The organism is Vogesella facilis (genome assembly GCF_042648525.1).
In the GTDB taxonomy this organism is placed as follows: Bacteria; Pseudomonadota; Gammaproteobacteria; order Burkholderiales; family Chromobacteriaceae; genus Vogesella; species Vogesella facilis.
This window is the reverse complement of the sequence record NZ_JBHRXN010000001.1, coordinates 63,501-75,368: the sequence shown is the minus strand read 5'-3', so window position 1 is coordinate 75,368 and position 11,868 is coordinate 63,501. Positions and strand designations below refer to the sequence as shown.

General features: G+C 65.0%; 12 protein-coding genes and 3 tRNA genes. 10 read left to right on the top strand and 5 right to left on the bottom strand.

Going from position 1 to position 11,868, the window contains the following annotated elements; all coding sequences use genetic code 11:
• Positions 1 to 4: 4 nt before the first annotated feature.
• The 5 genes from flgA (at position 5) to ACFOLG_RS00370 (ending at position 4,070) form a co-directional block, all read left to right on the top strand.
• Complete coding sequence (flgA, locus tag ACFOLG_RS00390) at positions 5 to 679, top strand: flagellar basal body P-ring formation chaperone FlgA (protein WP_386087271.1); 675 nt, start codon at positions 5 to 7, stop codon at positions 677 to 679.
• A gap of 72 nt (positions 680 to 751) precedes the next feature.
• The gene (flgM, locus tag ACFOLG_RS00385) at positions 752 to 1,039 is read left to right on the top strand and encodes a flagellar biosynthesis anti-sigma factor FlgM (protein WP_386087269.1); all 288 of its coding nucleotides are present in this window, start codon (positions 752 to 754) and stop codon (positions 1,037 to 1,039) included.
• Positions 1,040 to 1,049: 10 nt separating this feature from the next.
• Positions 1,050 to 1,517 carry a flagella synthesis protein FlgN gene (locus tag ACFOLG_RS00380; RefSeq protein ID WP_386087267.1) on the top strand — a complete coding sequence of 156 codons (468 nt, stop codon included), beginning with the start codon at positions 1,050 to 1,052 and terminating at the stop codon, positions 1,515 to 1,517.
• 66 nt (positions 1,518 to 1,583) lie between these two features.
• A complete protein-coding gene (locus tag ACFOLG_RS00375; RefSeq protein ID WP_386087265.1) occupies positions 1,584 to 2,501 on the top strand; it encodes a CobD/CbiB family protein in 918 nt (305 codons plus the stop codon).
• Between the two features lie 111 nt (positions 2,502 to 2,612).
• A complete protein-coding gene (locus tag ACFOLG_RS00370; protein ID WP_386087263.1) occupies positions 2,613 to 4,070 on the top strand; it encodes a DEAD/DEAH box helicase in 1,458 nt (485 codons plus the stop codon).
• Between the two features lie 165 nt (positions 4,071 to 4,235).
• Here the strand turns inward: ACFOLG_RS00370 and ACFOLG_RS00365 are convergent, their stop codons facing one another.
• From ACFOLG_RS00365 to ACFOLG_RS00345, 5 genes are all read right to left on the bottom strand, one after another.
• Positions 4,236 to 4,802, bottom strand: a complete 567-nt coding sequence (locus ACFOLG_RS00365) for a LutC/YkgG family protein (protein WP_386087261.1) — start codon at positions 4,800 to 4,802, stop codon at positions 4,236 to 4,238.
• Positions 4,795 to 6,180: a lactate utilization protein B gene (locus ACFOLG_RS00360; protein ID WP_386087259.1), complete on the bottom strand. Its 1,386-nt coding sequence runs from the start codon at positions 6,178 to 6,180 to the stop codon at positions 4,795 to 4,797. The genes ACFOLG_RS00365 and ACFOLG_RS00360 overlap by 8 nt, the downstream gene beginning before the upstream one ends.
• Complete coding sequence (locus ACFOLG_RS00355) at positions 6,177 to 6,932, bottom strand: (Fe-S)-binding protein (protein WP_386087257.1); 756 nt, start codon at positions 6,930 to 6,932, stop codon at positions 6,177 to 6,179. The genes ACFOLG_RS00360 and ACFOLG_RS00355 overlap by 4 nt, the downstream gene beginning before the upstream one ends.
• Positions 6,933 to 7,127: 195 nt before the next feature.
• The gene (locus ACFOLG_RS00350) at positions 7,128 to 8,030 is read right to left on the bottom strand and encodes a cation diffusion facilitator family transporter (protein WP_386087255.1); all 903 of its coding nucleotides are present in this window, start codon (positions 8,028 to 8,030) and stop codon (positions 7,128 to 7,130) included.
• 70 nt (positions 8,031 to 8,100) lie between these two features.
• Entirely contained in the window at positions 8,101 to 8,658 is a 558-nt protein-coding gene (locus ACFOLG_RS00345) for a hypothetical protein (RefSeq protein ID WP_386087253.1), read from the bottom strand.
• Positions 8,659 to 8,719: 61 nt separating this feature from the next.
• On the opposite strand from ACFOLG_RS00345, the gene ACFOLG_RS00340 reads away from it, so the two are divergent.
• The 5 genes from ACFOLG_RS00340 (at position 8,720) to ACFOLG_RS00320 (ending at position 11,441) form a co-directional block, all read left to right on the top strand.
• Positions 8,720 to 9,706 carry a serine/threonine protein kinase gene (locus ACFOLG_RS00340; RefSeq protein ID WP_386087251.1) on the top strand — a complete coding sequence of 329 codons (987 nt, stop codon included), beginning with the start codon at positions 8,720 to 8,722 and terminating at the stop codon, positions 9,704 to 9,706.
• Between the two features lie 188 nt (positions 9,707 to 9,894).
• Positions 9,895 to 11,124 (top strand): aspartate kinase, encoded by a 1,230-nt coding sequence (locus tag ACFOLG_RS00335; protein WP_386087249.1) that lies wholly within the window; start codon positions 9,895 to 9,897, stop codon positions 11,122 to 11,124.
• 59 nt (positions 11,125 to 11,183) lie between these two features.
• Positions 11,184 to 11,277: transfer RNA gene (locus ACFOLG_RS00330), tRNA-Ser, on the top strand.
• A 7-nt stretch (positions 11,278 to 11,284) separates the two neighbouring features.
• Positions 11,285 to 11,361: transfer RNA gene (locus ACFOLG_RS00325), tRNA-Arg, on the top strand.
• Positions 11,362 to 11,365: 4 nt separating this feature from the next.
• Positions 11,366 to 11,441 (top strand) — tRNA-Glu (locus ACFOLG_RS00320).
• Positions 11,442 to 11,868: the final 427 nt, after the last annotated feature.

The window sequence follows — 11,868 nt, the reverse complement described above, 5'->3', positions numbered from 1 at the left end:
CGCGATGAAGCAAATCATTCTCGCAAGCCTGTGGCTGCTGCCCCTGCCGCTGTGGGCAGCCACTCAGGACAGCCGCCAGATGGAACAGGTAGCCAACCAGTTCCTGCAGAGCCAGCATGGGCAGGATGGCTATGGCTACCAGTTGAAGTGGCAGCCACGCAAGCCGGCCATGCCGGCATGCGGCCAACCTTTGCAGGCAGCCTGGCCCGCCGGCAATGCCCGCCCGCAGCAAAGCGTGCTGCTGACGTGTGCCGCGCAGGGCTGGAGCCTTAGCCTGCCGGTGCTGGCCAGCGAGCTGCAGCTGGTGTTGGTCACCACGCGGTTGATGCGTGCTGGCGAGGTGCTGCAAGCCGACGACATCAAGCTGGCACCGGTGAACAACCGCTCACAACTTAGCCAGGGCATCCGTGATCAAACCCTGCTGCTGGGGCAGATGGTACGCAGCACCTTGCCGCCCGGCACCATGCTGACCGCGTCGCAGGTGCGCTCGCCGTTTGTGGTCAAAATGAATCAGCCGGTAAAGCTGCAGATTCGCGGCGATGGCTTTGCCGTGAACAGTGATGCCACCGCCCTGGGCAATGCCGCCGCAGGGGAGCGGGTGAATGTGCGGGTGGCCAATGGCAAGGTGATTTCCGCCCTGGTGGAAGCGGATGGCAGCGTGTCTGTGCAGTTGCCATAAAAAAAGCATCAAGTTTCAGATCTTTCGGGCGATAATAGACATAACCGTAAAAAGATTTCAGGCAGGTGAATCATGAAAATCGACAACTCGGGCAAGGTTGCGGCCAACTTTACCGCCCCCAGCCGTACGCAGAGCAAGGCGGATACCGCCAGCGCGCGCGCCAACGGCGAGAGCGTTGCGATTAATCCGTTTGCCAGCCGCCTGCAGGGCATGACGCAAGCCGCCGCCAGTTCGCCGGCTTTCGATGCCGACAAGGTGGCGGCCATCAAATCGGCAATCGCGTCGGGCGAGTTCTCCATCAATCCGGATGCCATCGCCGATAGCCTGATCGCCTCGGCCAAGGAATTGCTGGCCGGCTAAGGCCAGCGCCATGATGGATGTTCAAGCCCTGCTGGCCCTGTGCCAGACCGAAATGGCGGCGCTAGACGACCTGCAGCACACGCTGGAGGAAGAACAGCGCGCCATTTTGCGTTTCGATGCCTTCAATCTGGAAGAAATGGCGCAGGCCAAGCTGCGACAGCTGGAAGCGCTGACTGCCGCACGCGCCGCGCGTCTTGGCTTGCAGGAAAGCGCGGGCTTTGCCGACGCCGCGCACTGGCAGGCCTGGCTGCAGCAGGCCCCGGCGGATGTCCGCCAGCTGTGGCAGGGGCTGGAAAAGGGCCTGATCAAGCTGAAAGCGCTCAATGATGTCAACGCCGATCTGGCACAGGAGCGCATGACGTTCGCCACCGAGGTGCTGGACTCGCTGAAAGCCTCCAACCAAGCCGTTGCCGGTTACGGCCGGCAAGGCAACCTGTCGTCGACACTCAGCGGCTCGCGCCGCCTGGGTTCTGCCTAGCTCCCGTCCTGCCTGCGGTTTTGTGGTATCTTCCTCCGCGGGTAACAAACAACCATCCGCGTATCCATGACCCTGATTTCGCTGATCGCCGCACTGGCTCTCGAGCAACTGCGTCCCCTCGGTAACCGCAACCGTGTCTGGCTGCTGTTCATCCGCTATGCCAACCACCTAGAACGTAGCCTGAATGCCGGCTACAACCGGCACGGCGTGCTGGCGTGGTTTGCCGCCATGGTGCCGGCCCTGCTGCTGGCTGTCGGTGGCTACTACCTGCTGTACGCCATCAGCCCGGTGCTGGCGCTGCTGTGGAACGTGCTGCTGCTGTACCTCACCATGGGCTTTCGCCACTTCTCCGGTTATTTTTCCGAGATTTCGCTGGCGCTGAACGAAGGACGCGACTTCGAGGCCCGCCAGGCGCTGTCGAGCTGGATCAGCCAGCCGACCGGCGAATTGTCGGTGGGCGAAGTGTCGCGGCTGGCCATCGAGCAGGGGGTGGTGGATAGCTATCGCCACGTGTTCGGTACCATGTTCTGGTTCGTGGTGCTGCCTGGCCCGAGTGGCGCCGTGCTGTACCGCTTTGCGCTGCTGTTGGCGCAAAAGTGGGGCAATCGCGGCAGCGACGACCTGTTTGGTCGTTTTGCCGGCCGCGCCGGCGAATGGCTGGACTGGATCCCGGTGCGCCTGACCGCCATCAGCTTTGCCATCATGGGGGACTTCGAGGACGCGGTGTACTGCTGGCGTTCGCAGGCCCGCACCTGGGGCAACTACGCTACCGGCATCCTGCTGGCCTCCGCCGCCGGCGCGCTGGGCGTCAAGCTGGGCGACCCGGTACGGCAGAATTACACCATCAACTTCCGCCCGGAACTGGGGGTGGGGGACGAAGCCGATCCTAACTACCTGAAGAGTGCCGTGGGCCTGGTATGGCGCACCGTGCTGCTGTGGTTGTTTGTGGTACTGCTGTTGAGCGTGGTCAGCCTGTTCGGCTGAACCGACGCCAGTCTGTGCGCCGCCTTCACTACGGGCGGCGCTTCGCTTTTTAATGATTGACAGGTTTGCCGCGGCTTGTGTGCGGCGGCAGGCCGAAATGGAGTTCCTGACATGTCGTTTGCCGAGCTAGGCCTGGCACCCGAGATCCTGCGTGCCATCGACGAGATGGGCTACTCGGAAGCTACCCCGATCCAGGCCAAGGCCATTCCGCTGGTACTGTCCGGCCGTGACCTGCTGGCCGCGGCGCAGACCGGTACCGGCAAGACCGCCGCTTTCCTGCTGCCCATCCTCGAACGCCTGAAAAAATTCGCCAACCCCAGCGTGTCGCCGGCGATGCACCCGGTGCGGGCGCTGATCCTGTCGCCCACCCGCGAGCTGGCCGACCAGATCGGTGTCAACGCCAAGGCCTATACCAAGCACCTGCCGCTGCGCAGCACCACCATCTTCGGCGGTGTGAACATGGACCCGCAGGTGGCCGAGCTGCGTCGCGGTATCGAGATCGTGATCGCCACGCCGGGCCGCCTGCTGGACCACGTGCAGCAGAAGACCATCCAGCTGAACAAGGTGGAAGTGCTGGTGCTGGACGAGGGTGACCGCATGCTGGACATGGGCTTCATCCAGGACATCCGCAAGATCATGTCGCTGCTGCCCAAGGAGCGCCAGACGCTGCTGTTCTCCGCCACCTTCGCGCCGGAGATCAAGAAGCTGGCCGCCGACTTCATGCGCGACCCGCAGACGGTGGAAGTGGCACGCCAGAACTCCACCAATGCCCAGGTGGAGCAGCTGGTGTACGCGGTGGATGCCTACCGCAAGCGCGCGCTGCTGTCGCACCTGATCCGCGAGCGCGAGATGAGCCAGGTAATCGTGTTCTGTCGCACCAAGATTTCCGCCGACCAGCTGTCGCGCGATCTGAAGCGCGACGGCCATGCCGCCGAGGCGATTCACGGCGACAAGGCGCAGAGCGCGCGGCTGGAAACGTTGAACCGCTTCAAGGCCGGCGAAGTGAAGGTACTGGTAGCCACCGACGTGGCGGCGCGCGGCCTGGATATTTCCGAGCTGCCGTTCGTGGTGAACTACGAAATGCCGAACTCGCCGGAAGACTACGTGCACCGCATCGGCCGTACCGGCCGGGCCGGCGCTTCCGGCGTCGCCATCTCGCTGATGGCGCCGGACGAGAGCAAGCAGCACGAGGCCATCGAGCGCCTCACCAAGCAGTCGCTGCCGCCGCAGACGGTGCAGGGCTACAGCGGCCGCCGCGAGGAAGGCAATGGCGAGGCGGCGCCGCGCCGTGAACGTGGCGAGCGCGAAGAGCGCGAGCGTCGTGAACCGCGCGAGGCACGCGACAGCCGCGATCGCCCGCCGCGTGAAGCGCGTGAACCGCGCGCGCCGCGCGAGCGTGAAAATGGTCGCAGCCCGCTGCAGCCGGTGGACAAGCCGCGCGAACGCGACGACGGCGAAGGCCGCAAGGTGATGAAGAAGCTGGGCGTGGGCGGACGCATGCTGCCGCAGCGCCAGCGCGAAGTGCCGGCCCTGCTGCTGCCGCCGCGCTACAAGGTGGAGCGCAGCTGAGGCTGCAGCACCGCAACAAGGCCACGACTGTTGTCGTGGCCTTTTTCATACCTGCGGCCAACGTTGGCCGCATGTCCCGGCCGGGTTGCGCTTATCCGCCGGCAGTGCGCTCTGCCAAAAAAAAACGGCCCCAGCGGGGCCGTGAACGAAGCAACAACGCAGTCTTTACACAAACACCACCAGCGCCGCCATCGCGCCGTGCGCGCCCATCACCAGGCTCTGTTCGATGTCGGCGGTGCGCGAGCTGCCGGAAATGAAGCTGCCGAAGCCGTGCTCGCGGATGGCGATGCGGTCGTAGGCGTCGCGCATGGTGTCGACGATGGCATCGCGTGGCACCACCAGCACCAGCTTCTGGGTGAGGAAGTACAGCGAGCGCCAGGCATTGTCGGCATGGCTTACCCACACCGCCGCGCTTTCCGCCACCGCCACGTCGCCTGGCACGATGGCCACGTCGACATCGTGCCAGGCGTGCGGGCTGGGGCTTTCCTCGTGGCCTGGCTGGCTCAAGTCCACCAGCCGGCCGTGTTGCGGCCAACGTTGCCGCACCGCATCCAGCACCGATTCGCCGGGCTGCAGCTGTACGGCGCTGCCACCCAGATTGCCGATCAGGCTGGCGAAGGCGGCGAATTTGTCGTCGAAGCGGATGAAGGGCACCGCGTGGATGTCCGGCAGCGCCGGGCCTTGCGGCCGCTGGCGGCGGATAGTGGCCAGTATCTGTTCGCGGCTAGTCATGCTTGTTCTCCTGGCGTGCGCGCCACATCTCCTTGAAGCTCTGCGCCGGCATTTCCGGCAGCTCGCGTCCCGGCCGGCTCCAGGCGCTGGCGGCGGTCAGCGCCTGCGGCAGGATCGGCACCACCTTGCGCATCACCTTGCCGCCGGCATCCAGCAGCGCCGGGTGGCGGGTGAGGAAGCGCATCGCCAGCAGGCCCATCTTCTTGGCCGGCTTCAGCGTGCCGGCATCGAAGGCGCGCTTGCGCTGCAGGATCAGCTGTTCGTGCAGGTTGATCTTCACCGGGCAGACATTGCTGCACGAGCCGCAGGTGGTACAGGCAAACGCCATGCTGCCGTGCTTCCTGATGTCGCGGCTGGGGCCCAGCGTGGAGCCGATCGGGCCGGGAATGATGTAGCTGTAGCTGTGGCCGGTGGAACGGCGGTACACCGGGCAGGTGTTCATACAGGCGCCGCAGCGGATGCAGCGCAGGCTCTGGTAGAAGTCGTCGTTGCCGAGGATGTCGCTGCGGCCGTTGTCGACGATGACGATATGCATCTGCCCGCCGGGGCGCGGCTGATGGAAGTGCGAGGTGTAGGTGGTGATCGGCGAGCCGATCGCCGAGCGCGCCAACAGGCGGGTGAACACGCCGAGGTGCGCCAGCTTGGGGATGATCTTCTCCAGCCCCATGCTGGCGATGTGGATCGGCGGCAGCGCGGTGCCAAGGTCGGCATTGCCCTCGTTGGTGCACACCACCACACCGCCGGTTTCGGCGATGGCGAAGTTGACGCCGGTGAGGCCGGCATCGGCGGTGAGGAAGTGCTCACGCAGGTTGGCGCGCGCGGCGTGGGTCAAATAGGTCGGGTCGTTGTTGCCGGCCTCGGTGCCCAGCTCCTGGTGAAACAGCTCGGAGATCTGTTCCTTCTTCAGGTGAATCGCCGGCATCACGATGTGGCTCGGCGGCTCGTGGCGCAGCTGCACGATGCGCTCGCCGAGGTCGGTGTCGATCACCTCGATGCCGCGCTGCTCCAGGAATGGGTTCAGCCCGCATTCCTCGGTGAGCATCGATTTGGACTTCACCAGCTTTTTAACGTTGGCCGCAGCCAGGATGCCGTGCACGATGCGGTTGTGCTCGGCGGCGTCGGCCGCCCAGTGCACGGTGACGCCGTTGTGCTCGGCGTTGCGCTGGAACTGTTCCAGGTATTCGTCCAGCCGTGACAGGGTGTGCGCCTTGATCTGCTGCGCCAGCACGCGCAGCTGTTCCCATTCCGGCAGCTGCTTGGCCTGCGCATCGCGCTTCTGCCGCACCCACCAGATGGCGCTGTCGTGCCACTTGGCCTGGGCGCGGTCCTGCAGGAATTCCGCCGCCGCGCGGGCGTGGTCGATGTTGTCGGCCTTCATGCCGCACCTCCGCGTCCGGTGAGGATCTCGACGATGTGCAGCGGGCGGATGGGCCGGCCCTGGTGGCGGATGATGCCGCCCATGTGCATCAGACAGGACGGATCGGCGCCGACGATGTACTCGGCACCGGTGGCCTCGTGCTGCGCCACGCGGTCTTCGCCCATGGCCACCGACACTTCCGGCTCGTCCACGCTGTAGGTGCCGCCGAAGCCGCAGCATTCGTCGCGGCGCTCCGGCAGCCGCACGTCGACGCCGTCCACCAGCTGCAGGATGCGCTCCAGCCGCGAGTGGTAGGGGATCATCAGCTCGGACGGCGCGGCGTGGCCGAGCTGGCGCAGGCCGTGGCAGCTCTGGTGGATGGATACCGGGTGCGGGAAATATACCGGCTTGGGCAGCTTTGCCACCTGCAGCACGTCCTGCAGGAACTCGACGATCTCGTACACCTTGGGCTGCAGCCGCTGGTAGTCGGCGTTGTCGGCGATATACCAGCCGTAGTGGTGCTTGACGTGCGAGGTACAGCTGCCGGACGGCGACACGATGTAGTCGTAGTCCTTGAAGATGGCGGTAAAGCGCTGCGCGGCTTCGCAGGCGCCCTGGCTGTCGCCGTTATTGCTGGCAGGTTGGCCGCAACAGGACTGCGCCAGCGGGTATTCGACGCTGATGCCGTAGCCTTCCAGCAGCTCGGCGGTGGCCATCGCCACATGTGGGTACAGTTCGTTGACGAAACAGGGGATGAACAGGGCGACTTTCATGGCGGTGTGGGGTGTCTCCAGAATGGCGTCCTGTGCGGACGCGGGCCATGCTGTGGATTAAAGCCGCTGCCGTCGCCGCTGCCAATGCGGAATTACCCTTGTGCGCCACTGGATTGCTGCTCAACGGCTGCCTGCGGCCAACCTTGGGCATGCAAAAACCGGGGCTGGCCCCGGTTGTCTGACGCTTGCCGGTGCCTATACCGGATCGACGTGGGTCATCACGTCCAGCACCGGAAAAGCGGCCATCACCCGTTCGCGCGCCTGCACCGCGATGTCGTGGCCTTCGCGCACGCTCTGCTCGGCGGCCAGCTCCAGGTGCACGTCCACCAGGATCATGTCGCCCATGCGGCGGGTACGCAGGTCGTGCAGGCCGAGCACGCCCGGGGTGTCCAGCAGCGTCTGGCGGATGGCGGCCACGCTGTGCTCGTCGGCGGCGCGGTCCATCAGGTCGCCCAGCGCGTCCCAGGCAAACTCCCAGCCGGTCTTGCCGACCATGAAGCCCACCAGCAGCGCCGCCACCGGGTCCAGCCAGGTGTAGCCCAGCAGGTTGCCGCCGATGCCCAGCGCCACCACCAGCGACGAGGCGGCATCGGCGCGTGCGTGCCAGGCATTGGCCACCAGCATGCTGGAGCGCACTTTCTCGGCGATGGCCAGCATGTAGCGGAACAGGCCTTCCTTGCTCAGCAGGGTGATCAGCGCCACTGCCAGCGCTGCCGGGTGCACGCTGCCCAGCGGGCTGCTGCCGGCGAACTTGCCGGCAGCGGTCCACAGCATGCCGGCGCCGGCCGCCAGCAGCAGCACGCCCAGTGCCAGCGAGGCGGCGGTTTCGTAGCGCTGGTGGCCGTAGTGGTGGTCTTCATCCGCTTCCTTGCGGCTGTGGTGGCCGGCCAGCATGGCGACGAAATCGGCCAGCAGGTCGGACAGCGAGTGCATGGCGTCGGCCAGCAGCGCCTGCGAGCCGGCCAGCAGGCCGGTGACGGCCTGCAGCGCGGTTAGCAGCAGGTTGAGCGCCACGCTGACCCACAGGCTGCGGCGCGCGGCCAGCTGCTCGCGGGCATCGGTATGTTCGTGATCTGGCAGGGGTTGCATGGTGGGCATGATGGCTTTCGGCGAAAGGAGGGCGGCGGCGAGTCTGGCAGTGCCGGCTTAAGGCGGCATGAAGCGGCGCTCAGGCGGTGCCCGGATCGTCGTCCGGCGCTTCGTCCAGCGGCGGCAGCGAGGTTAGCAGATCGCCCAGCAGGCTCTGCGTCAGCCACGATGGCACGCCCTGCAGCTGCCAGCCGGCCTGCGCGCCGCACAGCGCGACGCCGCGCAGCAGGCGGTGGAAGCCGGCGCGGCTGAGCTTGAGGTTTAGCGTGTGCTCGCCGACCACGAAGCCGATGCTGGCGTAATTGCTGCCGGCCTTGGCATCCAGCCCGGTGCACAGCCGGATGTCGCCGTCGCTGGCGCATGCCGGCGGCGTGCTGCTGTATTGCAGCGCCTTGCCGCCTTCGTCCTGCGGCAGGTCTTCGCCATTCATCGCCATCTGGTGTTCCAGCGCGATGCGCTCCTCGGCGCTGCCGGCGCCGGGAATGCCGCCACCGGGCACCTGGCTGGCAAAAATGCCGGCGATGTCGTGCACGATGGCCTGCGCCAGCCGGCGCGTCAGCCACAGTTTGTGCTCGCCGGACTGGATCATCACCAGCACGCGGTCTTCGGCCTCAAAGTAGGTAAATGATGTGCTCATGGGCAGATGGTAAGCCAGCTGGCGGCATGCGCAAAGGTTGGCCGCAGCGCATAATGGCGCGATGAGCACTTTACATCCTTATGCCGCGTTGACGCCGGACCTGATTCTGGACGCGGTGGAAAGCCTGGGCCTGCGCTGCGATGGCCATCTGCTGGCGCTGAATAGCTACGAAAACCGCGTTTACCAGATCGGCATGGACGACGGTCCGCCGCTGGTGGCCAAGTTCTACCGCCCGCAGCGCTGGAGCGATGCGCAGATCCTGGAAGAGCACCGTTTTGCCGCCGAGCTGGCGGCGGCGGAGATTCCGGTGGTGGCGCCGCTGCTGTTTGATGGCCGCAGCCTGGCGCACTGGCAGGGCTTCCGCTTCACGCTGTTTCCGCGCCGCGGCGGCCGCGCGCCGGAGCTGGACGATCCGCAGGTGTTGCAATGGCTGGGGCGTTTTCTCGGCCGCATCCACCTGGTCGGCGCCGCGCAGCGCTTCGAGGTGCGGCCAACCTTGGACAGCGCAAGCTTTGGCCACCAGGCGCTGGCGCGCATCCTGGCCTGCCCGCAGCTGCCGGCCCATCTGGCCGGCCGCATGGAAGCCTGCGGCCGGGAAGTGCTGCGGCAGGTGGACGCGGCGTTTGCCGCGCTGCCGGATATCGGCTGGCTGCGCAGCCATGGCGATTGCCACGCCGGCAACGTGATGTGGACGCCGGACGGCCCGCATTTCGTCGATCTGGACGACAGCCGCATGGCGCCGGCGGTGCAGGACCTGTGGATGCTGCTGTCCGGCGATCGTCAGCAGCAGGCGGCGCAGCTGGCGGAGATTCTGGCCGGCTACGAGGATTTCGCCGAGTTCGACTACCGCGAGCTGCGGCTGATCGAGCCCTTGCGCAGCCTGCGGCTGCTGCATTACTGCGCCTGGCTGGCCGCGCGCTGGGACGACCCGGCGTTTCCGGCGGCGTTCCCGTGGTTCGGCAGCGAACAGTACTGGCTGGAGCGCATCGCCGAGCTGGAAGGGCAGTGCGCCGCCATGGGCGAGCCGGCGCTGTTCGCCCTGCCGTGAGCGTGGCGGCATGCGTACAGTGGCTATCGGCTTTTGATGCGCCGCTGTATCCCTCGCGCTATGTGCCATTTGCGGATGGTGCATAGCAAAAACCGCTATAAAAAACGGCGCCGGATGCCTTGCCAGCCGGGGCCGTCTCGGGCCAGAATCATCGTCCGACATCCAAACCCGATCTAAAGAAAACAAACATGGCACTTATCGTACAAAAGTACGGCGGTACCTCGATGGGCTCCCCGGAGCGCATCAAGAACGTGGCCCGCCGTGTCGCCAAATGGAAGGCCCAGGGACATCAAGTGGTGGTTGTCGTTTCCGCGATGAGCGGCGAAACCAACCGCCTGATTGCGCTGGCCAAGGAAATCCAGGATTACCCGGATCCGCGCGAGCTGGACGTGATCATGTCCACCGGCGAGCAGGTCACCATCGGCCTGCTGTCGATGGCGCTGAATGAAATCGGCGTACCGGCCAAGAGCTACTGTGGCTGGCAGGTGCGCGTCACCACCGACAGCTCGCACACCAAGGCCCGCATCCAGTCCATCGACGATGCCGCCATGCGTGCCGACCTGGGCGCTGGCCGCGTGGTGGTGGTGGCCGGCTTCCAGGGTATCGACGAGAACGGCAGCATCACCACGCTGGGCCGTGGCGGTTCCGATACCTCCGCCGTGGCCATGGCCGCCGCGTTGGGCGCCGACGAATGCCAGATCTACACCGACGTTGACGGTGTCTACACCACCGACCCGCGCGTGGTACCGGAAGCCCGCCGCCTGAAGACCATCACGTTCGAAGAGATGATCGAGATGGCCAGCCTGGGCTCCAAGGTGCTGCAGATCCGCTCGGTGGAGTTCGCCGGCAAATACAAGGTACGCCTGCGCGTGCTCTCCAGTTTCGAAGACGAGGGCGAAGGCACACTGATTACGTTTGAGGAAGATGAGAATATGGAAAAGGCCGTTGTTGCCGGTATCGCGTTTGACCGTAACGAAGCGCGCATCAACGTCAAGGGCGTGCCGGACAAGCCGGGCATCGCCTACCAGATCCTGGGCCCGATCGCCGATGCCAACATCGAAGTCGACATGATCATCCAGAACGTCGGCGAGAACGGCACCACCGACTTCTCCTTCACCGTGCCGCGCGGCGAATTCCAGCGCACGCTGGCGATCCTGCGCGACGTGCAGACCCATATCGGCGCCGGCAAGATCGATGCCGACGACAAGGTGGCCAAGGTGTCCATCGTCGGTGTGGGCATGCGCTCGCATTGTGGCATCGCTTCCACCATGTTCCGCACCTTGGCCGAGGAAGGCATCAACATCCAGATGATCTCCACCTCCGAGATCAAGGTATCGGTGCTGATCGACGAGAAATACCTGGAGCTGGCGGTGCGTGTATTGCACAAGGTTTTCGGTCTGGACCAGGTGCAGGCATAAAATCTGCAAGCAAAGCTTGACAGGGGGCGATGTGTTGATTAATATGTCGTTCTCTTGACGGAGAAATGGCCGAGAGGTCGAAGGCACTTCCCTGCTAAGGAAGCATACGGGCTTAAACCTGTATCGAGGGTTCGAATCCCTCTTTCTCCGCCAGAACCGCGCACCCGTAGCTCAGTTGGATAGAGTATTTGGCTACGAACCAAAGGGTCGGGCGTTCGAATCGCTCCGGGTGCGCCACCCAGTCCCCATCGTCTAGAGGCCTAGGACACCGCCCTTTCACGGCGATAACCGGGGTTCGACTCCCCGTGGGGACGCCAGAATCAAGCAAAAAGCCACCGCAAGGTGGTTTTTTGCTTTTCCGTCGTTCCGTCTTGCGCTGCGGCCATCACGTAGTGGCTGACTGCCTTGTCGCATGGTTCCGGCGCCTGTCAGGCGCGTCCGCGCTGGCTGTCCATCCCGAATGCGTTTGCAACAGGCAAAAAAAAGCCGGCTCGAAAGCCGGCATAACAACGCTCGTAAAGGGATACAGCGGTAAAACCCCGTACACCATCCCCGGATGCACGAGGCACCAGTCAATCCAGTCCAGCATTCGCTGGTGCCTTGTCCGACTTGGCAGAGCCGCATCGGACGAACAACCTGTCGTAACCGGCAGTAACGGGAGGAGAGACCTATTACTGCAGCAAGTGTTACGGCGGGCTGCTGTTACGAGCCACAACACAACACAGAGAGTGATGTGGAGTATAT

Excerpts from the sequence above, each read along its gene's own strand:
- flgA (WP_386087271.1), top strand. The coding sequence starts at position 5 with ATGAAGCAAATCATTCTCGCAAGCCTGTGGCTGCTGCCCCTGCCGCTG.
- flgM (WP_386087269.1), top strand. The coding sequence starts at position 752 with ATGAAAATCGACAACTCGGGCAAGGTTGCGGCCAACTTTACCGCCCCC.
- ACFOLG_RS00380 (WP_386087267.1), top strand. The coding sequence starts at position 1,050 with ATGATGGATGTTCAAGCCCTGCTGGCCCTGTGCCAGACCGAAATGGCG.
- ACFOLG_RS00375 (WP_386087265.1), top strand. The coding sequence starts at position 1,584 with ATGACCCTGATTTCGCTGATCGCCGCACTGGCTCTCGAGCAACTGCGT.
- ACFOLG_RS00370 (WP_386087263.1), top strand. The coding sequence starts at position 2,613 with ATGTCGTTTGCCGAGCTAGGCCTGGCACCCGAGATCCTGCGTGCCATC.
- ACFOLG_RS00365 (WP_386087261.1), bottom strand. The coding sequence starts at position 4,802 with ATGACTAGCCGCGAACAGATACTGGCCACTATCCGCCGCCAGCGGCCG.
- ACFOLG_RS00360 (WP_386087259.1), bottom strand. The coding sequence starts at position 6,180 with ATGAAGGCCGACAACATCGACCACGCCCGCGCGGCGGCGGAATTCCTG.
- ACFOLG_RS00355 (WP_386087257.1), bottom strand. The coding sequence starts at position 6,932 with ATGAAAGTCGCCCTGTTCATCCCCTGTTTCGTCAACGAACTGTACCCA.
- ACFOLG_RS00350 (WP_386087255.1), bottom strand. The coding sequence starts at position 8,030 with ATGCCCACCATGCAACCCCTGCCAGATCACGAACATACCGATGCCCGC.
- ACFOLG_RS00345 (WP_386087253.1), bottom strand. The coding sequence starts at position 8,658 with ATGAGCACATCATTTACCTACTTTGAGGCCGAAGACCGCGTGCTGGTG.
- ACFOLG_RS00340 (WP_386087251.1), top strand. The coding sequence starts at position 8,720 with ATGAGCACTTTACATCCTTATGCCGCGTTGACGCCGGACCTGATTCTG.
- ACFOLG_RS00335 (WP_386087249.1), top strand. The coding sequence starts at position 9,895 with ATGGCACTTATCGTACAAAAGTACGGCGGTACCTCGATGGGCTCCCCG.